Annotated in this window: 26 protein-coding genes; 8 read left to right on the top strand and 18 right to left on the bottom strand. The window is 40.9% G+C overall.

All coding sequences use genetic code 11. The features are described 5' to 3' along the window. The first annotated feature begins 112 nt into the window (after positions 1-112). Entirely contained in the window at positions 113-901 is a 789-nt protein-coding gene (locus NFR44_RS06415) for an IclR family transcriptional regulator (protein ID WP_277612547.1), read from the top strand. 230 nt (positions 902-1,131) lie between these two features. On the opposite strand, the gene alr is transcribed toward NFR44_RS06415, so the two are convergent. Beyond that, positions 1,132-2,241 carry an alanine racemase gene (gene alr / locus NFR44_RS06410; RefSeq protein WP_251442419.1) on the bottom strand — a complete coding sequence of 370 codons (1,110 nt, stop codon included), beginning with the start codon at positions 2,239-2,241 and terminating at the stop codon, positions 1,132-1,134. Positions 2,242-2,554: 313 nt separating this feature from the next. Here alr and NFR44_RS06405 point away from each other — a divergent pair, with 313 nt between their 5' ends. The 7 genes from NFR44_RS06405 (at position 2,555) to mobA (ending at position 9,447) form a co-directional block, all read left to right on the top strand. Further along, the gene (locus NFR44_RS06405; protein WP_251442418.1) at positions 2,555-3,439 is read left to right on the top strand and encodes a phosphate ABC transporter substrate-binding protein; all 885 of its coding nucleotides are present in this window, start codon (positions 2,555-2,557) and stop codon (positions 3,437-3,439) included. Between the two features lie 3 nt (positions 3,440-3,442). After that, a complete protein-coding gene (gene pstC, locus NFR44_RS06400; RefSeq protein WP_251442415.1) occupies positions 3,443-4,351 on the top strand; it encodes a phosphate ABC transporter permease subunit PstC in 909 nt (302 codons plus the stop codon). After that, complete coding sequence (pstA, locus tag NFR44_RS06395; protein ID WP_251442412.1) at positions 4,338-5,240, top strand: phosphate ABC transporter permease PstA; 903 nt, start codon at positions 4,338-4,340, stop codon at positions 5,238-5,240. The genes pstC and pstA overlap by 14 nt, the downstream gene beginning before the upstream one ends. Beyond that, positions 5,240-6,070 (top strand): phosphate ABC transporter ATP-binding protein PstB, encoded by an 831-nt coding sequence (gene pstB / locus NFR44_RS06390; RefSeq protein ID WP_251442409.1) that lies wholly within the window; start codon positions 5,240-5,242, stop codon positions 6,068-6,070. The genes pstA and pstB overlap by 1 nt, the downstream gene beginning before the upstream one ends. Before the next feature lie 66 nt (positions 6,071-6,136). Continuing rightward, positions 6,137-6,835, top strand: coding sequence for a response regulator (locus NFR44_RS06385; protein ID WP_251442392.1), 699 nt, complete (start codon positions 6,137-6,139; stop codon positions 6,833-6,835). Continuing rightward, positions 6,832-8,532, top strand: a complete 1,701-nt coding sequence (locus NFR44_RS06380) for a sensor histidine kinase (protein ID WP_251442389.1) — start codon at positions 6,832-6,834, stop codon at positions 8,530-8,532. The genes NFR44_RS06385 and NFR44_RS06380 overlap by 4 nt, the downstream gene beginning before the upstream one ends. Before the next feature lie 261 nt (positions 8,533-8,793). Next, a complete protein-coding gene (gene mobA, locus NFR44_RS06375; protein ID WP_251442386.1) occupies positions 8,794-9,447 on the top strand; it encodes a molybdenum cofactor guanylyltransferase in 654 nt (217 codons plus the stop codon). 175 nt (positions 9,448-9,622) lie between these two features. Here mobA and NFR44_RS06370 read toward each other — a convergent pair whose 3' ends face one another. From NFR44_RS06370 to NFR44_RS06290, 17 genes are all read right to left on the bottom strand, one after another. After that, complete coding sequence (locus NFR44_RS06370) at positions 9,623-10,108, bottom strand: hypothetical protein (RefSeq protein ID WP_251442383.1); 486 nt, start codon at positions 10,106-10,108, stop codon at positions 9,623-9,625. Between the two features lie 112 nt (positions 10,109-10,220). Next, a complete protein-coding gene (locus NFR44_RS06365; RefSeq protein ID WP_251442381.1) occupies positions 10,221-10,667 on the bottom strand; it encodes a EutP/PduV family microcompartment system protein in 447 nt (148 codons plus the stop codon). Between the two features lie 228 nt (positions 10,668-10,895). After that, positions 10,896-11,258, bottom strand: coding sequence for an ethanolamine utilization microcompartment protein EutS (eutS, locus tag NFR44_RS06360; RefSeq protein ID WP_115310717.1), 363 nt, complete (start codon positions 11,256-11,258; stop codon positions 10,896-10,898). Between the two features lie 189 nt (positions 11,259-11,447). Continuing rightward, the gene (locus tag NFR44_RS06355; protein ID WP_251442378.1) at positions 11,448-12,173 is read right to left on the bottom strand and encodes an MIP/aquaporin family protein; all 726 of its coding nucleotides are present in this window, start codon (positions 12,171-12,173) and stop codon (positions 11,448-11,450) included. 10 nt (positions 12,174-12,183) lie between these two features. Continuing rightward, entirely contained in the window at positions 12,184-13,305 is a 1,122-nt protein-coding gene (locus tag NFR44_RS06350; RefSeq protein WP_251442376.1) for a 1-propanol dehydrogenase PduQ, read from the bottom strand. Positions 13,306-13,316: 11 nt separating this feature from the next. Beyond that, positions 13,317-14,732, bottom strand: coding sequence for an aldehyde dehydrogenase family protein (locus NFR44_RS06345; RefSeq protein WP_251442373.1), 1,416 nt, complete (start codon positions 14,730-14,732; stop codon positions 13,317-13,319). Then, complete coding sequence (locus tag NFR44_RS06340) at positions 14,722-15,819, bottom strand: cob(I)yrinic acid a,c-diamide adenosyltransferase (RefSeq protein WP_251442357.1); 1,098 nt, start codon at positions 15,817-15,819, stop codon at positions 14,722-14,724. The genes NFR44_RS06345 and NFR44_RS06340 overlap by 11 nt, the downstream gene beginning before the upstream one ends. An 11-nt stretch (positions 15,820-15,830) precedes the next feature. Continuing rightward, positions 15,831-16,103: a EutN/CcmL family microcompartment protein gene (locus NFR44_RS06335; protein ID WP_251442343.1), complete on the bottom strand. Its 273-nt coding sequence runs from the start codon at positions 16,101-16,103 to the stop codon at positions 15,831-15,833. Next, on the bottom strand, positions 16,090-16,581 hold the full coding sequence (gene pduM, locus NFR44_RS06330) for a PduM family microcompartment protein (RefSeq protein ID WP_251442330.1): 492 nt from the start codon (positions 16,579-16,581) through the stop codon (positions 16,090-16,092). The genes NFR44_RS06335 and pduM overlap by 14 nt, the downstream gene beginning before the upstream one ends. Before the next feature lie 22 nt (positions 16,582-16,603). Beyond that, entirely contained in the window at positions 16,604-17,446 is an 843-nt protein-coding gene (eutJ, locus tag NFR44_RS06325; RefSeq protein ID WP_251442327.1) for an ethanolamine utilization protein EutJ, read from the bottom strand. Between the two features lie 9 nt (positions 17,447-17,455). Next, positions 17,456-18,076, bottom strand: coding sequence for a phosphate propanoyltransferase (gene pduL, locus NFR44_RS06320; RefSeq protein WP_251442324.1), 621 nt, complete (start codon positions 18,074-18,076; stop codon positions 17,456-17,458). Positions 18,077-18,097: 21 nt separating this feature from the next. Beyond that, a complete protein-coding gene (gene pduA, locus NFR44_RS06315; RefSeq protein WP_251442310.1) occupies positions 18,098-18,367 on the bottom strand; it encodes a propanediol utilization microcompartment protein PduA in 270 nt (89 codons plus the stop codon). Positions 18,368-18,415: 48 nt separating this feature from the next. Continuing rightward, positions 18,416-19,135, bottom strand: coding sequence for a BMC domain-containing protein (locus NFR44_RS09450; RefSeq protein ID WP_277612779.1), 720 nt, complete (start codon positions 19,133-19,135; stop codon positions 18,416-18,418). Then, on the bottom strand, positions 19,132-19,509 hold the full coding sequence (locus tag NFR44_RS06305; protein ID WP_251442308.1) for a glycerol dehydratase reactivase beta/small subunit family protein: 378 nt from the start codon (positions 19,507-19,509) through the stop codon (positions 19,132-19,134). Before NFR44_RS06305 ends, NFR44_RS09450 begins: the two co-directional genes overlap by 4 nt. A gap of 2 nt (positions 19,510-19,511) precedes the next feature. Continuing rightward, the gene (locus NFR44_RS06300) at positions 19,512-21,338 is read right to left on the bottom strand and encodes a diol dehydratase reactivase subunit alpha (RefSeq protein ID WP_251442306.1); all 1,827 of its coding nucleotides are present in this window, start codon (positions 21,336-21,338) and stop codon (positions 19,512-19,514) included. Between the two features lie 18 nt (positions 21,339-21,356). Further along, positions 21,357-21,875 carry a diol dehydratase small subunit gene (locus tag NFR44_RS06295; RefSeq protein ID WP_251442304.1) on the bottom strand — a complete coding sequence of 173 codons (519 nt, stop codon included), beginning with the start codon at positions 21,873-21,875 and terminating at the stop codon, positions 21,357-21,359. Positions 21,876-21,885: 10 nt separating this feature from the next. Continuing rightward, positions 21,886-22,566, bottom strand: coding sequence for a propanediol/glycerol family dehydratase medium subunit (locus tag NFR44_RS06290; RefSeq protein ID WP_162099465.1), 681 nt, complete (start codon positions 22,564-22,566; stop codon positions 21,886-21,888). Positions 22,567-22,568 lie beyond the last annotated feature (2 nt).

Below are 22,568 nucleotides of genomic sequence, written 5' to 3'. Positions count from 1 at the left end.
ATAAATGCAAACACCAATTGCGAAAATTAGATTATAGTACGTATATACAAACTCAATATGTTAAAATACAGTTACAATATATCCCCAAACGAAAGGAGTTATTATAATTTAAATGGATAATTCAATTCCCCAAATAATATCTACCCCTCAACATAAACCAACCTTACGAGTAATCAAAATATTAGAAGTTATAGCTGGCAGTAATAGCCTTACTATGTCACAAATAGCTACGCAATTAGGTTACCCTAAAAGTACACTAACACCTATTTTAAAAACTTTAGTAGATAATAACTATTTACAATGCAATGAAGACTCACTCATCTATACCATTGGCAAAGAAATCTTTGTCATTGGCAGCACCTATCAACACAGTGGCGATATTTTAACGCTTATTAAAGACCAGATGGAAACCATGTCTTCTCTCTGTAAAGAAACTATTCACCTAGGCATTTTAGAAGGTAACCAAATAATGTATTTACAAAAAGTAACTAGCCCTAAACCAATTCAACTAATTTCATCCATAGGTAAACGTCTTCCTGCCTATGCAACGGCGCTAGGAAAAGCACTCTTATTCGACCATAGTCGCAAAGATTTGAATGAACTATTTGTAGATCCACTGCCACTATTAACCGAACGGACTCTGCCTACATTGGATGCTTTATATGAAGACATTCACAAAGATGAACATGGTGAATTCACCTATGAAGAAGAGGAAATCACAAAATATGCCCGTTGTATTGCCATACCTCTACGCATGAATCATAAAATTGTAGCAGCCTTAAGCATTAGCTTCCTCATTTTCGATGCTACCCCAGAGCATATAGAAAATATCAAAAATATCCTTCGTCGATTCGGTACTATTATAGAAAAATTAATGGATACTAAAAATTTTCAATATTAACTTTATGTTTTAACATTTACTAAATGAAGTCCATATATTTTTTATATTGTTCAACTTTTCAAATACACTTAGAATAACGCTACACCCAATTAAATGCTAGAATTTTACCATCAACAATAAACTATCTTGCCCAAGAATTCAAAATTTTCGCATAACTTAAAAAGCCGATACATCCATTTCTAACTGGATGTATCGGCTTTTATATCAATATATTTCTCTTCAATTACCAACTACACATAAATTCTTGGCACTCGTTCTGAAAAATCACAGAATATTTCATATGGAATAGTACCCACCAAAGTGGCAATCTCCAATACAGTTATACTTTCGTCCCCCTGTGTACCAATCAATACCACTGCATCACCAGGATGTACTGGCACCCCTTCAGGCATGGCTACCATCAACTGATCCATGCAAACACGCCCTACAATTGGACAACGATGTCCATGAATTAAGACAGCACCCCGATTGGATAAACTCCTTGGATAACCATCAGCATAGCCTACAGGAATTGTAGCAATCGTAGTTAAACGGTCTGTCGTATAAGTACCACCATAGCCAATCCGTTCACCGGCTTTTAAATGTTGCACATGAACAACTTTACTATGTAAACTAAGCGCCGGACGTAGACCTAAACGATTTGGCACATCTAAGGATGGCATAATCCCATATTGAATAATACCAGGGCGAGCATCTGTAAACAGACTATCTTTCACAGCCAATAAGCCAGCACTATTGGCCATAGAAAAGCGGAAAGGATCTGAACGATGAGCACGAATCATTTCTACCATATGCCGGAATAACTCGGTCTGTTTATGGGCACTGGTTTTATCTGCCGCATCAGCACTCGCCATATGTGAAAAGAAACCATCTACTCGAAGATGAGGATACGACTCTACTTCCTGCATAAAATCAAGCGCTCTATCTGGATGCACACCTATACGGTGCATCCCTGTATCAACGGCAATACAACATTCAATAATCGTTTCATGACGAGCTGCACAAGCTTCTAAAGCCTCCAAATCAGTAGATTCACAAATAGCAGGCCGTGAATTGCCTTCTATAATTAAATCAAAAGACTGTGGCAGCGTAATCCCTAATAAATAAATAGGAACCGTAATCCCTGCTGCCCGTAATGGCAAAGCTTCTTCTGGAAATGCTACCGCTAATGATTCGTAACCTTCTTCTACCGCAATTCGGCCAACCATAACACTGCCATGACCATATCCATTGGCTTTAATAACAGCCGTACTAGTACTCCATTCTGGCAAACTATCTTTAATACGACGTAAATTTTCACGGATAATCGCCGTATCAATTTCTAAGTGAGTAGGTCTCATAAGTCACCTCAATAAAAATTACTACCACTTATTGTATACCTCACCGTAATTCTTTTCAAGCATGGGCCTAAATAATCAAACTAGATCCCTCATATAATACACTGTATTATCAAGACAATCGGCTCTTGTTATTAATATAATAAAACCTATTTATATAGGCCTTAATTAGGCCTTAATTTGAGAGTATTCCCACTAATTATTAAATTTACAAAACTTTTACAAAGCTTCCGACATAAACTTTACAAACCTTATGTATACTGTGTATACAAACTAAATTTGTAAATACGTCCATCGATTAGGAGGCAATTCAATCATGAAATTCAAAAGTAAAGCTCTTACAGCAATGGTTATGGCAAGTGTGTTAGCTTTAGGTTTAGCAGGTTGCGGTAACAGCGGTTCGGCTCCAGCTGATTCACAACAAGCTTTAAAAGGTACAATCACTTCTTCTGGTTCTTCAGCCTTACTCCCTCTTGCTAAAGATGCAGCGGCTGAATTTAAAAAGAAACATCCTGATGTATCCATCGTATTAAATGGTGGTGGTTCTGGCACAGGTCTTAAACAAGTATCTGATGGCACTGTAAACATTGGTAACTCCGACGTGCCAGCAGAAAGCAAATTACCAAAAGAAAAAGCAGCTGAACTTGTAGACCACAAAGTAGCTATCGTAACTGTAGCTGCTGTAGCAAACAAAGATGTTGCTAAAGCAGTGCCAAACTTATCTAAAGAACAATTAATCGATATCTTCACTGGCAAAGTAACTAACTGGAAAGATGTAGGCGGTCCTGATCAAAACGTAGTTCTTGTAACTCGTCCATCTACTTCTGGTACACGCGCACTCTTCTCTGAATTTGCCCTTGATAAAAACCAAGAAGCATCTAACAAATCCTTAGAAACAGATGATTCTGGTGCACTTATCCAAAGCATTTCCAACACACCAGGTGCTATCGGTTATGTAGCCTTACCTTATCTATTAAATAACTCAAGCGTAGCTGCTATCTCCATCGATGGTGTAGCACCAACTCTTGAAAATAGTTACAACGGTTCTTACAAAGTATGGGGCTTTGAACACATGTACACTAAAGGGGAACCTAATGCATTACAAAAAGCATACTTAGATTTCATCATGTCTGATGAATACGGTAAAGTGTTAGAATCCAAAGGTTACGGTGTAGCCTCTAAAGTGAAAACGGAGAAATAATAGATGAACATTGAAAGCACGCTTCGCGCCGATCGAATTTGGCGTTACGTAATCAAAGGTACAGGTCTCTTCTTGTTAGTCGTAACCGCAGCTATCGGGATCTTCTTGCTCTATCGCGGTACCGGGACCTTTACGATCTACGGGCACAGTCTTTCAGAATTCCTATTTTCTACGCAGTGGCAACCCGCCGACACGCTCGACGGGGGTGGCCACGTTGGAGCCGGCATTTACATTGTCGGCTCTCTTATTACCTGTGCCCTTGCATTATTGATGGCAACTCCAATCAGTATTGCACTCGCCATTTATATGGCAGAAATCACACCTAGCCTAGGCCGTAAATTCTGGCAACCAGTGATTGAAATTTTTGTAGGAATTCCTTCAATCATCTATGGTTGGTTAGGCCTTACTATTCTTGTTCCTTTCATTCAAAAATACACCGATGCGCATAGTGGTTTTTCTGTATTAGCTGCTTCCATCGTTTTAGCACTCATGATTTTTCCAACGATTACATCTGTAACGATGAATGCTATTAACAGTGTTCCCAAAACCTACCGCCAAGGGGCCTATGGCCTAGGCGCTACGCGTTGGGAAGTAATTTACAAAATCGTTTTGCCAGTAGCTAAGCATGGTATCTTAGCAGGCGTTGTCTTAGGCCTAGCACGTGCCTTTGGTGAAGCTTTAGCGGTTGCTATGGTTATTGGTAAGATGAAAGCCTTTCCAACCTCACTCCTTGACCCTACGGTTAACTTAACGAGTGCTATTGCTGCTGATATGGGCGGTACTATGGAAGGCAGTGAATATAATATGGCCTTATGGACTATGGCCCTTTTACTCTTTATTATTTCCTTACTCTTTATTCTTCTAATCCGTTACATTACATCTAAAGGAGGCGCCCTCAGTGAGAGCAAGTAAAGCCATCCCCGCTCCTCGTCAGCGGGCCTTATCCACCGATAGACTTATCACCCTAGTCCTCCACGGCTTAGCCGGTGCTGTCTTACTCTTATTACTCGCCTTTGTAGGTCACATTGCGTGGAACGCCCTAAGCGATTTCAAACTGGAACTGTTAGCCTTTTCGCCAACGGGGATCGGCAATCAATTGTTCAACACAGTCTACCTAGTATTTTTAGCCCTTCTTATCAGCGTACCACTCGGTATCGGTGGTGGCATCTATATGGCAGAATATGCTACTGAAGGTAAAGCACAACGGATTATGCGTATATCCATTGAAACCTTATCCTCCTTACCTTCCATCGTACTTGGTTTGTTTGGTTACCTCGTATTTATCATCATGACCAACTCACAATGGAATCTATTTGCTGGTGCTTTAACAGTATCTATCTTAACCTTACCGCTTATCGCTACCATTACAGAAGACGCCTTGCGTGCCTTACCACCATCTTATGCAAAAGGTAGTTATGGCTTAGGCGCTACCAAATGGCAAACGATTAGTCGTGTATTACTACCAGCCGCTTTCCCAGCCATTATTACAGGGATTATCTTAGCCGCTGGTCGTGTATTCGGTGAAGCTGCGGCACTTATGTTTACAGCAGGTATGAGTACTGATATTAATTGGGCAAGTACAGATATTACCTCACCTACCAACGCTTTTAACCCATTCCGTTCTGGTGAAACCTTAGCCTTACAAATTTGGGCCTCCCGTAGTGAATCGCTTGCATCTAATGCCGAAGCTATGGCCAACTTGAGCGCCCTCTTATTATTAGCCCTTGTATTCACATTTAGTATCGGTGCTCGTGCCTTAAGCCGTCACCTTAATCGTAAAAACTTAGGAGAGAATAAATAATGGAAATTTCTGAAGTTGTAATGCCTAACCCACAAGTACTTGTTAATACACAAGCAAAAGCTATCGCTAACGAAGCTCGTGGCAACGCTTTCACTGTAGAAAATTTAGACTTTTTCTATGGTTCCTTCCATGCCTTAAAAAATATCAACATGGATATTAAAAAGAATGAAATTACAGCCTTAATCGGTCCTTCCGGTTGCGGTAAATCTACATTCTTACGTATTTTAAACCGCATGAATGACTTAGAAGGGAATGTAACAGTAAAAGGTAAAATCTTACTCGAAGGAGAAGATATTTACGCCGATATGGAACCTATCGTGCTACGCCACCGTGTAGGCATGGTATTCCAACAACCAAATCCATTCCCTCAAAGCTTATATGACAATGTAGCTTTTGGCCCTCGTTTGCAAGGTATCACTAAAGCTAGTGAACTCGATGAAATCGTGGAAAAAAGCTTGACCCAAGCCTCCTTATGGAATGAAGTAAAAGACCGTTTGCACAAAAGTGCCCTTAGCCTATCTGGCGGTCAGCAACAACGTCTTTGTATTGCCCGCACGTTGGCTACTCGCCCTGACGTTATCCTCATGGACGAACCAACTAGTGCCCTAGATCCTATCTCTACAGCTAAGATTGAAGAACTAGCTTTAGAGCTCAAAGAAGACTATACTATCGTTATTGTAACGCATAATATGCAACAAGCAGCCCGTATTTCTGATAAAACTGCTTTCTTCTTGATGGGAGATTTGATAGAATATAATAAAACGAAGACAATATTTACCGAACCAACTCAGCCAAAAACGGCAGACTACATTAATGGTCGCTTCGGTTAATGACTCGCCCCGGAACGAACTCAATGCAGTTCGTTCCTTTTTTTCTACATCAATAAGGAGATTACTATGAAACAAACCCAGCCTTTAATCTATTGTGTAGAAGATGAAGATAGCATCCGCGGTCTTATCTCCTATGTACTAAGTGGGCAGGGCTTTGAGGTCGGCACCTTCGAGTCGAGCAGTCCTTTCTGGGCAGCCTTAGAAGAACGCCGACCTCAACTTGTCTTACTGGATATTATGCTAGAAGGAGAAGATGGGCTCTCTATCTTGCATAAACTTCGCGAACGCCCTGATACAACAGACTTACCTATTATTATGATTACTGCCAAAACATCAGAAATTGATGTGGTTCAAGGCCTTGATGGTGGTGCCGATGATTATATTTCAAAACCCTTCGGTGTTGTTGAATTAGTATCTCGAATTAAAGCTTTACTACGGCGCACTCGCCCTACAGCCCCACCAAAAAAATCAATTCTCACCTGTGGCAACTTAGTCCTCGACAAAGATAGCCGCATTGTCACCTATGAAGATCAACCGATTACTTTAACCCTAAAAGAATATGAACTTCTTTTATACTTTATGGAAAATACAGGGATTGCCCTTTCTCGTGAACGCATAATGGAAGTGGTGTGGGGCTTCTCCTATGAAGGGGAATCTCGAACCGTAGATATGCACGTCGTTACCCTACGCCAACATTTGGGTACCGCAGGTCGTCACCTTAAAACAGTGCGCGGTATTGGCTACCGCTGGGAGGCCACCATATGAGACAGAAATTTTTCCGGGCTCTCTTTGGTTTAGGTATGTTAAGTCTAGTCGTAAGTACCGTTATTTTAAGCTACCTATTCTATAATAACTGGAAAGATGATTTTCGTACTGTCCTTTACACAGAAGGCAAAATTATCGCCTCTACCGGTACTTTGACGCCAGAGAGATTAGCTGCCATTACTAAATCCACCAATAATACTTTGCGCATTACTTGGATTTCCTATGAAGGCAAAGTCCTCTATGATTCTTCTCACGATGCAGAAACCATGGATAATCATCTCCAGCGCCCTGAAATAGCACAGGCTATTCTCAAAGGCGAAGGTAGTGATATTCGTGATTCTGCAACATTACATTCCATTAGCTACTATGAAGCCTTACGTTTACCAGACAACTCCATTCTACGAGTATCACGTAATGGCTCTACTGTATATAAAGTAATTATCGATGCGGCCCCTGGCCTCTTAGCTCTCTTCGTGCTCATGTCGGGTGGCTGTTATCTATTAGCACGTCGTTGGACGGCAGATGCCATCTATCCAATTGAAGAAATTGTAAAAGCTTGGACTTCACATAGTGATACCAAACTAGTTATCGATGAAGCCTATACTGAAATTACACCGCTACTCTCTCGTCTATCCTTCCAAAAGAATGAGCTAGAGGCCATGATCGTTCGTTTACAAGCAGAGAAAAACACCCTTCGTTCCATCATGGAAGAAATGGCGGAAGGCTTATTACTAGCAGAACTTGATGGTACCATTATTACTTATAACGAACATTTAAAAGAATTTTTAAATTATAAAACGGAATTACATGGTGAATCCTTATTGCTCCTGACGGATGACGTAGACTGGCGTAAACATGTAATCAATGCGATGCGCAAACATCAAGGCGGTGAATACTTACTTCACAAGGATAACCAACATTTCCGTATCGTCTTCCATATCACAGAAGATGATCGTTACAAAGGCCGTCTCTTAATCATCATTTCAGATATTACCCAAAGCTACTTAGAGCAACAACGACGTCATGAATTCACGTCTAATGTATCTCATGAATTAAAAACGCCACTAACTACTATTAGTGGTTACTCTGAAATTTTAGCCAAGGGTATGTATCCAAATAAAGACGATGCTACCGTTCTAGGAGGCCACATTCATACGGCAGCCCTTCATATGCAAGAGTTAATTGATACTATCTTAAAACTCTCCCGTATTGAAGATGGAGGCTCCGAAGTTTTATTTGAAAAAACGTCCCTTCGTTCAGTTATCAATTCAGCTTGGCAACAACTAGCTACAAAGCGCCAAGGGAAGAATATTACCTTAGCTATGACTGGGGAAAGCCCCGCTTTTCTCATGTCTCCTAAATTAGTAGAAGAGGTTTTCATTAATCTCTTTGACAACGCTATCAAATTTAGCAAAACTATAGATAATCACATAGTTGTTGATATGGAATTAAAAGAAGGGTTTACTATCGTCACTATTACAGATGAAGGCATTGGTATCCCTAAGGATAAACAAAGCCGTATATTCGAACGCTTCTACCAAGCTGATCCAAGTCGTAATAGCAAGCGCGAAGGCAGTGGTTTAGGTCTTGCTTTAGTAAAACATATCATGGAAATTCATAGTGGCTCTGTCGCTGTAAAAAGTGAACCTGGTCAAGGCACAACCTTTACACTACGTTTTAAAACATCCGACAAGTAATTACCAACTTAGCCACCAATCTGAGAGATACAGCCTCCACTAAGCAACATAATGACTAATAGTTCCTTATGGGCTTACTATTAAAAGTGATTTTCAACTTTATATTTCGAGTATACCTTATTCTCATATAACCCCCTTACCTGTGTACTATTATGCAAAATTTATACCATAACTCATAATTTCATCATGATTTTTCTTTATTTTAATTATGCGTTTATGGTATCATTAAATTAGACACACAATATAAAGGGGGTTATTATTATGTATGAAAAATTATCAAGTTTACAACCGGTTATCTTAGCAGGCCACAACAGTTCTCGCATGGGGTACAATAAAGTATTTGCCAAATTTGGCGATCAAACTCTAATCGAAACTATCTACACAATGCTTGCTTTTTCCTTTGAAAAGGATCCCATTATTGTTACCGATAATAAGACCCTCTTCGATCGCTTCGAACCTTTAAAAGACGCTAATGTAGTGGAAGATAACTATCCTGGTCACAATACCCTAGGCGCTGTAGCTACCGCCTTTGAGCACTGTAATGCAGAAAATATCTTTGTTATTGGCGTAGATATGCCATTCTTGTCTTTAGTGGTGTTAGATCGCATGGTAGAAAGCCAAGGAGTAGCACAAGTAGTTGTGCCAATGCTTAATGGTAAGGATATTTGCTTACACGCTATTTATAATCGCCAGCTCTTACCAATCATGAAAGAAAAAATCGAAGCTGGTGAAAAACTTCTACACTCTTTCTACAAAGAAGTGCCGCTACTTCAATTACCATTAAAAGAAAACACCTTAGAAGCGGATATCTTCATCGACATTAATACGCCTGAAGATTTAGAATATGCACAAGAATATTTCCACAAGATTCCTCATATCGATACAGAAAAAGTTCTTGTCCATAAACCAGAATAGGTATATAGCAATATAGTAATATACTAGATATACAACAATATAACAAATATAACAAAGCCCTTCTCAAAGATTAATTCGCACGAATCAAATCCACGAGAAGGGCGTTTTATGTATCAAAAAAGGCACTCGCCTATACGGCCAGTGCCTGAATATACAAAGTTAAATAGTAAGGTGATTATTTAGCATCATCCATTACATCGTAGAGCATTTTAAAAATCTCAGGGTCACAAGGATATTCTTCACCATTTACCCCTCGAATTACCCAATCACCAGGGTTTGTTTTTACAACACCATTCAAGGTTAATAAATAACGTTCCCCCGTTTCACAAATAGCGGTCAATTCATTTGGCTTATGTCGAATAGCCATAGCCTTTTGTGCGTATAAGGTTTCATCATAATAAATTTCATGCGCTTCTGCCGCACAATGAGCTTCTAAAATTGTATTAATCAAAATTGGTTCACTAATAGAACCAACAGTCTCTTTACAAAGAGCAATCACCTGCTGATTAAAGCTAGGATCAAAATGTAAAGCTAGCGGTGTTTCACCTGTATCGTTTACATCTTTATAAATAAAAATTTCATCATCTTTAATGTGGAGCCAACGATAATCTAACTTGTAGGCACCAGCTAATACACTTGCTAAGTTTTGCTTAAAATTCATTCGTTACCACCATCATATCCACTACTAATAGTTACGCTTAATAAAAATATAGGTCTTATCTATCCATCCCATACAAACTACAATAAATAATACAGCTCATTCTATACTTTTCTTACGCTTCTTTATCCTGCGCAATATAGTCACGTAAACGCTGTACTGATTCAGTATCATGTACGGAAATCTCAAAAATTGTTTTTACGCCAGCAGCTTCCAAATTCTTGCGAGCTCTAGTTACGTCGCCCCCTAAATCTACTTTCGTTACAACTCCAATAACCTCACGATTAAAAGAGGCTGCAAAATTAGGAGGAAAGATGCTTTCCGATTCGTTAGCTTCATTCAAAAACAATACTATATCCGCATCATAGGCACTTAATAAAATAGCCCGATAATAGATTGGATTTTCAATAAACTCGCCTGGCGTATCAATAATCGACCCAATTCGACCAATCGATTGTGTTTTTAAGGCTTCAGGACTACCATACATCAATGTATTAGCTAGTGTTGTTTTACCAACCTCCGTACGTCCTACCATAATTACAGTCTTTAGCGCCTGTTCCATATAATCACCTCACAATCTAAGTCGATATGGTATCACTTAAATCACCTATTTATTATACTACAGAATTACTATGAATACCTATTGCAAAGTACACATAATACAACATTTATAAGCATTACACTAATAATCAGTCGATATAATCCACACTAAATTATACGTATCTATACAGATTTATACTATCCATATTAGATTATATTATCCATACTACACCATACAATCAACATTAAACTAGGTACGCGTAATTTTTGTAGGGAAAAAACCTAAAATTTTATCTAACCCATCAATAACACCCTTCATAGCAGACTCTACGCTCGATACATCCCCAGTAATTAACAAGGCGCCTGAAAAGCGATCCACAAATCCCAATTCAATGCCTGCTGCTTTAGTAGCAATATCTGCAGCAATGATAGTCCCTTCACCAGGAGTAATTGTTAAAATACCAATAGCACTACGCTGCTTTTCTTCCAATCCCATTTTACGGAATAATTCAGGTTTTGGATTGGCAATGATATGTGCAATCGTAACCTGTTTACCAGGTACAAACTCTTGGATAATACGTTGTTTGTTTTCAACTGCTTCTAAAAAATCCATACATATATCCTTTCTACCAATATGTGTCCCTATTAATATCTCATTATGATGACTTGTAATTATCTTAAATGATGGCCTGTAATATAAATTAGCAAACGCTACTTTTGGGAGGTTTTATATTACAGACCCATCACAAATATATAGTCTTAGACTTAGATTAATTTAGCAAATTATCTAGTCTATTACTAACTATTTAGGTGCAATCGCTAAGAATAAACCTACAGCTGCACTAGCACCGATAATTGGCCCAATGATTGGCACCCACGCATACGCCCAATTTGTCGCACCACGATTTGGTACTGGCAAAATAGTATAGGCTAAACGAGGCCCGAAATCACGAGCTGGATTTAACGCAAACCCTGTAGTTGAACCGAACGATAAACCAATAGAAGCTACTAAAACACCTACGATAAACGGGAATAAACCATCCCCCATTTTGCCTAAGCATAAAATAGCGAGCATAAACATAAAGGTTGCAATAATTTCAGAAATTACGTTTAGCACACGATTATCACTAGTTGGTGCTGTAGCAAAAATCCCTACCACATTACCTTCGTCCTCTTTCGTCTGTTTAAAATGAGGATAATAATGTAGCATAACCAAAGCCGAACCCATAAAGGCACCTGCAATTTGAGCTAAACTAACTGGTAATACATGGTCCCATGGGAACATGCCACCAGCAGCTAATGCTATTGTCAAAGCAGGATTCAAATGAGCAGGGCCACCTAGGGCAATCCCAATATACACCGCAAAGGCAACCCCAAAGGCCCAACCAAACATAATCGTCATCCAATTCGGGTTAAAAGCCTTTGCCAATGTATTTTTCAGTAAAACAGAAGCATTTGTACCACTGCCAAATGCCATTAATACAGCCGTACCAATAAATTCACTAATCAGGATTTGTGTTGTGTCCATACGCGGCTCCTTACATAATCATCAATAATAGATTTTCCAAATCATCTTGCGAAGCGGCATATGGATTCGTTTGATAGGTCATATCTTGTAATGCTTTAGCCGCCATAGCTGATACTTTCTGTCTTGCTTCTTGGGCCGAAACTGAAGCAGCTGCCGTAATATTGAGCGGGCACTCCAAAGAACGGGCCAAATTTAAAATTGCTTTTACTAATGCCACTAAAGCATCCCGCGAATCTTCATCAGCCTCTGCAAAGCCGAGCTTCTTTGCTAGCTGGACATATTTTTTATACGCAGTTTCATCGTGAAAAGCATTAAACATAACCACGCGTGCTACTAACATTGTATTTGCTAATCCATGAGGAATATGGAATTGACCACCTAATTGATGCGCCAAAGCGTGAGTAATCCCTAACCCCGCTTGATTAAAAGCTAGCCCAGCCATGCAAGAGGCTTCATGCATAGCCATCCGATTGGCTTCTGTAGCAGCTGGTGCAAAGCACTTAGGCAAGTATGTAAATACTAATGCCAATGCTTTTTCTGCTAACGCATCGGTAAAATGATTGGCTCCTTTAGCCACGAGGGCTTCAATGGCATGAACTAATACATCCATACCACTATAGGCCGTTACCTTTGGTGGTGCTGTTTTCACAAATAAAGGTGTTAGAATTGCTTCTTGTGGCAATAAACTATCATCTACAATGGGATACTTTGTCTGTGATTGCGGGTCTGTAATCACTGCAAAGGAGGTCACTTCAGAGCCAGTACCACTGGTTGTAGGTACTACTGTAAAATGACGAACCCCTTGATAGCCCATTTTGCGAACAAAATATAATATCGCTTTCGTTAAATCAATAGCGGAACCACCACCAATGGCCACTACCACGGATGGTTGCTGCTGTTGTACTAACTCTACCCCTTTTACCACATGCCCAATAGGCGGGTCAGGAACTACGTCAGTATATACACTTACCGCATTATGAGGACGCATCAAATTTAATACTTCTTCTAAATTAGCCGTCCCTTCTAAAAACGGATCACATACAACTAGAATTTTTTCTTGCTTAAAATGACTTAAACGCAATAAGGCATCTTCACCTGCATAGATTTGCGTAGGAAAGGTCCATTTATTCATGAGACTACCTCCTAGCGGATTTGGAAGCCTGTAGTTAAGCAGCAACGACGGCGACGCGCAAAATGACGAGCCGAAGTAGTCGCTTCCCCAGTTGGTGTAGCAATCGTAAAGGTTGTAGTGCCTTCTCCGTTATAGCCAAGACCAGCATAAGATGGGCCATTCTTAACAAAAATAGATGTTTTCATAGCCCGTGCCATTTTATTAAGGCGCTCCATATTTAAGGAATGCATAGTAGCTGTATGATGCAAGCCTGCTTCTAAGAATAACGCTGTAGCTAACCCTTCTTCAAAGCTATCTACTGTTATGATTGGTAAAATTGGCATAAGCATTTCAATCGTAGCGAATGGATGATGTTTATCCGTTTTCATAATAATCAAACGAGGATCACCATCTACTTCAATACCAGCATCACGTAAGATAACACCTGCATTACGACCTACATATTTACGGCTTGGTGTCTCATTTTTTTGTAGTGTAATATCAAGTAACTTCTGAATCTCTTCTTCCTTCTCAATGAGGATCGCTCCTGCCAGTTTCATTTCACTAATTAACTGATCAACGATAGAACGAATAGCTACTACACTTTTTTCAGCAATGCAGAGAATATTATTATCAAAGCTAGCCCCCATTACAATATCTTGAGCTGCTTTACGAATATCTGCTGTTTCATCAACAAAAGCTGGTGGATTACCAGCACCAGCGCCAATAACCTTCTTGCCACTGCATAAAGCTTGATGTACTACCCCAGGGCCACCTGTTACTACTAATAACGGAATATCTGGATGTACCATCATTTCTTGAGCTGCTTCAATAGAAGGTTCTGCAATGGTAACAATTAAGTTATTAATACCAATAGCATCGGCTACAATACGATTCAATTGGCTTACCAACCAACGGGATAATTGCTTAGCCCCAGGATGTACACTAAAGAAAATAGCATTGCCCGCTGCCAACATACCAATAGCATTACAAATCAAAGTTTCACTTGGGTTGGTACTTGGTGTAACAGCGCCAATAACGCCATAAGGAGATAATTCATATAAAGTCATACCATTATCGCCTGTTTCACATTCTGTCTTTAAATCCTCTACACCTGGCGTTTTATCAATTGTTAAGTTTAATTTAATAATTTTATCGGCCACCCGTCCCATGCCAGTTTCTTCATAGGTCATTTGAGCCAATTTATTCACTAGCGGACGCATCCCTTGGCGAATTGCTTCAATCGCTTTGCTACGCGTTGCTAAGGTACATTCTTCAAATTGAATTTGCGCTTGTTTAGCAGCTGCTACAGCTGCATTTACAGTTGTAAAAACACCTGGTTCGTCAGGTAACGCCCCTTCACTAACAGCAGCGCCTGTATCGGTGCCGTTCATCATGCTCATTACCATTGAGCGAATCATGCGTTCTAATTCTTGTCTATTTTCCATAATTAGCCTCCATGTAATCCATGGCATACTTTCCAATAGCAATATCTTCAGCCACTGTCCCGCCACTAATGCCGAGACCGCCTATAATTCGCCCTGCCACTGTCAAGGGAAACCCGCCACCAAATGTTACTAAGGGGCGTGTAACCATAGATTCTATTTGATATAACTCAGCACCTGGCTGAGTTACTTCATTTAGTTGTTCAGTCTTACATTTAAGTGCTACTGCTGTATACGCTTTGCCTTCGGCAATATCAGTACTTACTAACAAAGCATCTACCATGCGATACGTCAACACGGGATTACCATGACGATCCACAATGGCAATCACTACAGGTACGCCTATAGCTTCACTTTTTGCAGTGGCACCTTCCAATAATTGTTGTGCCATACGCCGCAGCACTTGTGCTTCCTCATTACTATCTAACGCACTAGCCTGCCCAAAGGTCGCTGGCACTACATCTGTCTTACCTATCTCTGTTGAGCTAAGTTGTATTGAATCACCTTTACTGACATCTTCAGCCGGTAATTGTTCTATTTTTGCTACTACTTTTGTTACAATTTCATCTACGTGAAAGATAAAGTCTTCCATACGAGCTAAGGTATAAATACAATCAGATAGGCGATTTACAAAAGCCAACGCTGTTGGTCTTACTGGTTCACCTTGTCGCATCCCATTGAGCATGCGCTCTGCTCTACGACATACTGTACGAGCTACATGCAATTCTGCAGCAGCTAAATTATTACCTTGATATATAAAACTTCTAAGCGGTGGCAAGGCTTGCGTATAGCGATCAATGATTGCTTCTAGCTCTTTTATATCCGCCTCGCTAACGAGGGTGCTATATTGTTGTAATTTAGCTTGATCCACTGTCGCTACTTCTGCACAAAGCTGAAAAAGCAAGCCTTGTAACCGATGTAAGATAGTTTTCGTTTCTGGATACCGAACCAGCTTTTCACACACACTTAAGTGCGCATTTAACTCGTCAAGCGTACCATATGTATTCACTCGTTCTGAGTTCTTTGCTACACGAGTGCCGTCAAAGAGTCCTGTCGTACCTTTGTCGCCAGTTTTTGTGTAAATTGCCATGGCTGGCCTCCTCACTTATCAAAACTATCAATAATACCAACAATAGCGCAATCTACAGCACTATTATTATTTTGTCCATCGCCAAACACATGACGTGCTGACGAACCACGTGTTAATAACACATATTCACCAATCCCCGCGCTCACCGTGTCGGCCGCCACTTCATAGGAAGGTAACGGTTCTTGGTTGCCATCTACGTATTGTACAATCATAAGCTTTAAGCCTACTAAGGAATCATGCTTTTGTGTTGATACAATACTACCTATTACTCTACCAGTCTGCATATCGTTTCGTCCCTTCTACACATTCCAGCTGGCGGGACCGCAATTCGTCAAACCCTAAGGCGGTGAATCGTTGTCCACAAAATTTAAGAATAACGGACTTCGTCTTGCAGGTACGAATCGCTGACGCACTAATTATCCGCTCCTTAAAACTATATACTGTCCGTCCTTGTTTATCCATAAAACGAAGTGGCCAAGCTAACACCATATGTGGATTCCATTGTTGATTTACAGCCATAGTCGTGACTAATGTAATTTCACAACCATAGGCAATCGCTTGATCTAACCAAGTTAACCAAGGACCTGGCTGGCGTTGTACTAATGCCTCCAAATGGGCCTGGGTTACACCTGTCACTTCGATACGCTGATGACGAAGCAGAATAGTTTCAACAAGCTGGCTTTCGTCAGCCAAGTCTACTGTGCCTTGGCTTTCCATTCGCGCCTGCAAGCGTTTGAGTACTACTGCAATAAGTTCGTCCATAATTACCTCTGTTTCAGAGCCTCTACGAACTGCCTAAGGCAATTCCTAAAGGTGTTACAAATTCCGGATATAGAGGCTTAATCACCTCACGTCCCAGCACCTTTTTAAAAGTATCGGCAAATTCAGTGAAGTTCGTAGCACCACCGACTACATGTACAGGACCATTCTTACGATATTTACCAGTTACCAAAGCATTGGCGGAAATAATAGCCATTTTTTCAACCACTGGCCGTACCAAGGGATACACTTCTCGTTCTCGTGAAGCATCACGCTTTAATACCTCTGCTTCATCTTGAGAAAGTCCATAACTCCCACTTAACACCAATGTCATATGAGAGCCCCCAGTTGGTTCATCAACGGTATAGCTAACTTTACTCCGTTTAATGATGGTAATACCAGTCGTGCCACCACCTACATCAACCACAGCCCCATTAACTAAGCCAAGCACATTAGCTGCAGCCGTTGGTTCATCGTATATAGCGGATACTTCAAAATCAGCACCTTCTAATACATGGCCTACTACATCTTTATTTTTACCTAATGTGCCTGGTGGTACGGCTGCCGCTGCTCTAGTCAAAGTACAACCTAGTGCCTCTTCCGCTTTAGCTTTTAACTGTCTTGTAATCGTAACAGCCCCTATATAATCTACTACTAATCCATCACGTACTGCTTTTGCATATTCCAAAGCGCCATATACAGGCAGCCCCTGTGCATCTACTACGGCAATTACGATAGAAGATGTTCCAAGATCAATACCTACACGTAATGTATGGGCTTCTTTTTCTGAAATTGTCCGTGTAGCGCCTTCTAACACACATTGGTTAAACGCTGCCAATAATTCATTCACTTCGTCTATGCTTCGCATACTTGCCACCTACCTTATAATTGTTGCTGTCGTGTCATTTCCTACTTGAGCTGCATTCGCCTCATCTGTATCCAAGTGCATTTCAGTCACATAGTTAGGGGATACGCGAATAATCACATCTTCAAACACCGTTGTTCGTTGATCAGTTCGCACCCGCACAGCTACTGATTCACCATTGGTAACGCCTAATTTAGGCGCATCCTCTGCATTCACATGAATATGTCGTTTCGCCACAATACAGCAAGGTAAGGTCAATTGCGCATGCTCTGTTTTAAGCGTAATCGGCACTGCTGTTTCCAAATGTCCCGATAATACGATTGGTGGATTCACACCTAAGGTACGAGCATCGGTCATAGAAATTTCAACTTGTGACTCTTTGCGCAAAGGCCCTAAGAGGCGAACCTTAGTGATTTCATTCTTAGGTCCCACTAAGGTTACTACCTGCTCTGAGGCAAACTCGCCAGGCTGTTTCAAATCCTTTTTTCGCTCCAATGTTACATGAGGAAATAAATGATCATAATCAGCTTGACTCAAATGGATATGTCGATTAGATATACCAATAGGAATCACTGGCGTTTGTGCTTCTTGGATAACTTGACGAATGAGCGCTTTTAAAGCATCTCTATCCATAATTACATCCTTTATACGTTATTATTTAACTAAAATGCCTTCTACATCGCCATGAGGACGAGGGATTACATGAGTGGATACCACTTCACCCACTTTGCTAGCTGCTGCACAACCAGCATCAACAGCTGCTTTAACAGCCCCAACATCACCACGAACCATAACAGTTACTAAACCAGAACCGATTTTTTCATAGCCAGTCAACGTTACATTTGCTGCTTTTACCATTGCGTCAGCCGCTTCAATAGCGCCTACTAATCCTTTTGTTTCTACCATGCCTAATGCATTATTCATTGTAAATCCTCCTTTAAAACATCTTTACTATTTGTATATACCGAAGGCTTATGCCTTTGGCTTCGTTGTTTTAGCGCGACTAGGTCTTTTTTTCGGTGCCCCTTTAGATGTTGTACTACTAGTAGCTTTAGCCGTACTGCTTGCCTTACTAGCAGTGCCTGATGCCGTTGCACTTGATTTAGTCGCTGTACTAGATTTGCTTGTAGCCGTAGTTGACTTAGCTTCTGCTTTAGCCGTACTACCTGGCTTAAACACCTCTAGCAATGCACTCTTTGTTTCATCTAGTTCAGTAACAGCTTCTGCCTTCGCTGTAGCTGGCATATCTGTTTTAGCTGCCTTTGCCTCATCAACCGCCTTTGACTTATCAGCCGTTGCCTTTGGCTTATCGACTGTTGCCTTTGGTTTTTCAACAGCAGTCTTTGAAACATCAGTGCTTGCCTTTGTATCATCAGCTGTAGTTTTTTCAGCAAGCCCTTGTAATACAGCATTGCCGCCACTCGCTAACAACCAAGCATCCAAACCTTCTGCCGGTCTTGGAATTACTTTTTGAGCAATTAAATGAGCAAATTGCTCTGCTTGCGCTGCCCCAGCTTGAACGGCTGCCTGTACTGCGCCTACATCGCCGCGAACCTTCACGGTCATCCAACCGCTGCCTTTCGCTTTTTCGATATCGATAATAGCCACATTAGCTGACTTTACCATGGCATCCGCTACATGAATCGCCGTTGCTAAACCAGCTACTTCTACGAGTCCTAATGCGTCTTTCAAAATGCCACCTCCAATCTGGGGTCGGACTTAAAGGGATTTCCCTTTACTAAGCGAGCTGCATTGGCCCCCAACGCCCGCATGGCTTGCCGCTCATTTTTATACGATTGCAACCGATACATAAACTGTTCCGGTGGCAAGTTTTTATAACTCAATACTAAGGTATCCGCTGTGCAACCTAAGCCTACTGACAAAGCAGATACATGTGATGCTTCATCAGCCATAGTAAGCACTTCGCTACTAGTAGCTCGTTCTTCTAAAGTATAGGGAATCCCTTCTTCTTCAATGCCATATAAGACATCTTGAAATTGATCCATCCCTACACCACGGTGGTAATAAATCATAATGGTTGGCTTTGCCGTAATGACAAGTTCCATATTTATCGCCTCCGTTCCTTTGCATAGGCTAAGATAAGTCCTGTAGCTACTGCGTTACGAGCTCCTTCTGTGCCCCGTACATTACCTCGTCCAGCCACTAAATTGTAATGAGATAAGGCATCTGTTACTAGTTGTGGTACTTCAAAGTCTAATGCAGAACCACCTACAATAACTACAAATGGAATATCTCGTACATTGTGCGTTGGACTTACAGCACGAAGAGCACGTAAGGAATTAGTTACAAATACACGTTCTTTAGCAGTCTGTCGCACAATCTTTATTTTTTCCATGGACATGTCGCCTTCAATCGGTACAAGTCCTTCGTCTGTTACAATAACAGTCTTAGCAAATAACGACGCTGGTAATGGATCCGTAAAGAACTGCACATTGCCATCTTCATGACGAATGTGGTACACACTAATTACCTTTGCTAACGGGAATTTCTTAATACTTTCTGCTAAATGAATATCTTCTAAGCCAAGCTCCGAGTTAATTAACATGGTTACCATATTACCAGCACCGGCTAAATGAATCGCTTTTACCTTGCCATCAGGTCCCATAATAGAAGCATCAGTTGAACCAGCACCTAAGTCAAGAATCGCCAGCGGTGTTTCTGTGCCTGGTGTTGTTAGTGCACCCAGAATAGCCGACTCCGCTTCTTGGCCACCAATTTCAACAGGAATGCGCAATTCTCGCTCTACTTCTTTAGCAATAATCTCCATCTGTAAATGATCTGATTTTACCATCGAAGCAATGCCTACTGCTTGTTCCATGGAGAACTCTCCAGCGAGCCCCCCTTTTACATTAATAGGTACTGACGTATCTACGGCTAATAAGTCTTCAATAAACACTTCATTTGGTGATTTATTCGTCAAATTAGCCATAGTTTGACGTACTTTTTCAAGCATACCGCCTACATTGGTGCCAGCTTCGCCACATACATTTTCAATTTTCGATACTTGTCCAAGGGTGGCCATAATCTGTTCCGCCCCTGCCGATATATCCACTGATACAGTGCGACCATCACCACTAACAACCACCGAGCCAGCGGGAATTACCCGCTCTTTTACATCCCCAGCTGGAGTTTTAATTACTACGGCTGACCGATTACCAATGAGAGCTCTTGCTATAGGTACAATATTCTTGGTCTCTTCAGCAGACAGTTTAAACACGGTAGCAATGCCATAAGGATTAGACAATTGGGAAATAACTTTACCTGGCTCAACTACTTCTACAGCTGCTAACATACCAAGTGGTACTTTATCTACAAAGGCTACTTCATCAATAATAGGAATAGGTTGTTGTAAACGATTAGCTACGAGCACGCCATCATCGGCTTGTAATATAGCACCTGTAATGCGATACCCTTTAACTACATAGGCGTTAATCAATTCAGCGACCAGTTGAAAATCTATTTCTTTCGGTACTACTACGATGTAGTCCTCAGTCATAGGTTTATCTAGCAGTTGTAAAATATGAGCCGTCTGACCCACACCAATACCAAGGCCACCAGGGGTTTTTGGATTATGACCGATCATCGTTGATTCGGTAATAATAGTCTCCGTAATTGTTTCCATCGCCACATCGCCAATAACCGGGGTAGCTTCATTGATACGTATTAAATCGATGTCCTGCAAGGACAAGCCCGTTTTTGCGACTAATTGTCGAAGGGAAGCAAATAAACCTTGAATATTATCCTTCGTCCCCTTAATGCCAGTCGTATCAGCAATGGCCGACCCTAGGAAACGAACTTCACCAGACTCGTGAATTTCCGCTAAGGCTGATTCAGTTGTAGAATTTCCTATATCAATACCAACGACTCGCTTCATATGCTTAACTCCTAACTCTTAGTTATCACCTTTTAATTTTTTACGGCGTTCATAATTTTCAGCTGCTTCACGAACGAAATCAGCACAAATCACAGCGCCATATTCTCTTTCTAATTCATCAGCCATCGCCAATAATTCTTGTTTAGAAGAACGATAAGGGCGAAGTGCATTGTACATTTCAAGTAAGCGTTTATCCCCTACTTTTGTCATTTCAGCAGCACGGGAGAAGTTGAATTCGATTTGGTCACGACCGCCTGCTTTAGCAATTTGACCTTGTGCCTTCAAAATCTCTGGGCTAATACGCATATCATCCATAGATACTTGACCATTCATAACACTATCTAAAGTAATGTCATCAAGGCTCTTATTACCAATGCGAATCCATTCAGGATGTTTTTTAGCAATTGGATAGTCAGCTACGGTAGCCACACGTTCACTGGAAGATGTGTGCGTTGTGCTAGCTGTAGTTGGTGCTGGCGTTCCTTTTTGCATATCTTCTAAAATCTTACGAATCATAGATTCCATTTCTGTACTCATAGTGGCCTCCTTATAGGCTCACGCGGCATTCATCAGCCGGTTTACCTTTAACTACCCGTTTTGTTTCTTTAATGTGTAATAGGGCTGACAAGGCTTGATATTTAGGCCGTGCCATCTGGTCATTTAAGGTCGCTACTGGTGTTGGGGATTCCCCTTTAGCATATTTAGCCGCATTTTTACCAATGGCGCGATATACTTCTTCCGTAAGTAATGGAGCTTGTGGGAATAATTCTAAGTTGGAAAGAGGCTGTAAATCGCGTTGGTGAATTACTGTCGTTCCTTTAGACTGAATACCGATACAAATACCGGAACCAGATAATTTATCCCCTTCAACAGCTACAGCCGCCACGTCAGAAGAACGATATACACGTACAACTCGTGCTTTTAAACCTTCTTCTTCAATACCAGCTACTAATTGACGGATTACATTGCGATGAGGTACCCCTACAATCGTAGTCCGTTGGCTACGACCAAAGGCAGGACCTACTGCGATAACTACTTCATCAGGGGCTGTATGAGATTCAGCTGGACCACCTGTTTGAATCCAAGTATCATCAGTATCTTCTTCTTTAGGACGCGAAGCAGGTGCTGCGGAGGAGCCAGAGAATGTTACAGGCTCGCTAGCAGTGCCCATTTCTTTAAGCACTTCCATGATGAGTGCGCGTAAAACTTGCTCATTAACTTCAGCCATGT

Source organism: Veillonella intestinalis (genome assembly GCF_943193155.1).
In the GTDB taxonomy this organism is placed as follows: domain Bacteria; phylum Bacillota; class Negativicutes; order Veillonellales; family Veillonellaceae; genus Veillonella_A; species Veillonella_A intestinalis.
The sequence above is the reverse complement of the archived record's forward strand: the minus strand, read 5'-3'. Positions and strand labels throughout refer to the sequence as shown.

What these genes read in the sequence shown, in the direction of transcription:
- NFR44_RS06415 (WP_277612547.1), top strand. Translation starts at nt 113, where the DNA reads ATGGATAATTCAATTCCCCAAATAATATCTACCCCTCAACATAAACCA.
- alr (WP_251442419.1), bottom strand. Translation starts at nt 2,241, where the DNA reads ATGAGACCTACTCACTTAGAAATTGATACGGCGATTATCCGTGAAAAT.
- NFR44_RS06405 (WP_251442418.1), top strand. Translation starts at nt 2,555, where the DNA reads ATGAAATTCAAAAGTAAAGCTCTTACAGCAATGGTTATGGCAAGTGTG.
- pstC (WP_251442415.1), top strand. Translation starts at nt 3,443, where the DNA reads ATGAACATTGAAAGCACGCTTCGCGCCGATCGAATTTGGCGTTACGTA.
- pstB (WP_251442409.1), top strand. Translation starts at nt 5,240, where the DNA reads ATGGAAATTTCTGAAGTTGTAATGCCTAACCCACAAGTACTTGTTAAT.
- NFR44_RS06385 (WP_251442392.1), top strand. Translation starts at nt 6,137, where the DNA reads ATGAAACAAACCCAGCCTTTAATCTATTGTGTAGAAGATGAAGATAGC.
- NFR44_RS06380 (WP_251442389.1), top strand. Translation starts at nt 6,832, where the DNA reads ATGAGACAGAAATTTTTCCGGGCTCTCTTTGGTTTAGGTATGTTAAGT.
- mobA (WP_251442386.1), top strand. Translation starts at nt 8,794, where the DNA reads ATGTATGAAAAATTATCAAGTTTACAACCGGTTATCTTAGCAGGCCAC.
- NFR44_RS06370 (WP_251442383.1), bottom strand. Translation starts at nt 10,108, where the DNA reads ATGAATTTTAAGCAAAACTTAGCAAGTGTATTAGCTGGTGCCTACAAG.
- NFR44_RS06365 (WP_251442381.1), bottom strand. Translation starts at nt 10,667, where the DNA reads ATGGAACAGGCGCTAAAGACTGTAATTATGGTAGGACGTACGGAGGTT.
- eutS (WP_115310717.1), bottom strand. Translation starts at nt 11,258, where the DNA reads ATGGATTTTTTAGAAGCAGTTGAAAACAAACAACGTATTATCCAAGAG.
- NFR44_RS06355 (WP_251442378.1), bottom strand. Translation starts at nt 12,173, where the DNA reads ATGGACACAACACAAATCCTGATTAGTGAATTTATTGGTACGGCTGTA.
- NFR44_RS06350 (WP_251442376.1), bottom strand. Translation starts at nt 13,305, where the DNA reads ATGAATAAATGGACCTTTCCTACGCAAATCTATGCAGGTGAAGATGCC.
- NFR44_RS06345 (WP_251442373.1), bottom strand. Translation starts at nt 14,732, where the DNA reads ATGGAAAATAGACAAGAATTAGAACGCATGATTCGCTCAATGGTAATG.
- NFR44_RS06340 (WP_251442357.1), bottom strand. Translation starts at nt 15,819, where the DNA reads ATGGCAATTTACACAAAAACTGGCGACAAAGGTACGACAGGACTCTTT.
- NFR44_RS06335 (WP_251442343.1), bottom strand. Translation starts at nt 16,103, where the DNA reads ATGCAGACTGGTAGAGTAATAGGTAGTATTGTATCAACACAAAAGCAT.
- pduM (WP_251442330.1), bottom strand. Translation starts at nt 16,581, where the DNA reads ATGGACGAACTTATTGCAGTAGTACTCAAACGCTTGCAGGCGCGAATG.
- eutJ (WP_251442327.1), bottom strand. Translation starts at nt 17,446, where the DNA reads ATGCGAAGCATAGACGAAGTGAATGAATTATTGGCAGCGTTTAACCAA.
- pduL (WP_251442324.1), bottom strand. Translation starts at nt 18,076, where the DNA reads ATGGATAGAGATGCTTTAAAAGCGCTCATTCGTCAAGTTATCCAAGAA.
- pduA (WP_251442310.1), bottom strand. Translation starts at nt 18,367, where the DNA reads ATGAATAATGCATTAGGCATGGTAGAAACAAAAGGATTAGTAGGCGCT.
- NFR44_RS06305 (WP_251442308.1), bottom strand. Translation starts at nt 19,509, where the DNA reads ATGGAACTTGTCATTACGGCAAAGCCAACCATTATGATTTATTACCAC.
- NFR44_RS06300 (WP_251442306.1), bottom strand. Translation starts at nt 21,338, where the DNA reads ATGAAGCGAGTCGTTGGTATTGATATAGGAAATTCTACAACTGAATCA.
- NFR44_RS06295 (WP_251442304.1), bottom strand. Translation starts at nt 21,875, where the DNA reads ATGAGTACAGAAATGGAATCTATGATTCGTAAGATTTTAGAAGATATG.
- NFR44_RS06290 (WP_162099465.1), bottom strand. Translation starts at nt 22,566, where the DNA reads ATGGCTGAAGTTAATGAGCAAGTTTTACGCGCACTCATCATGGAAGTG.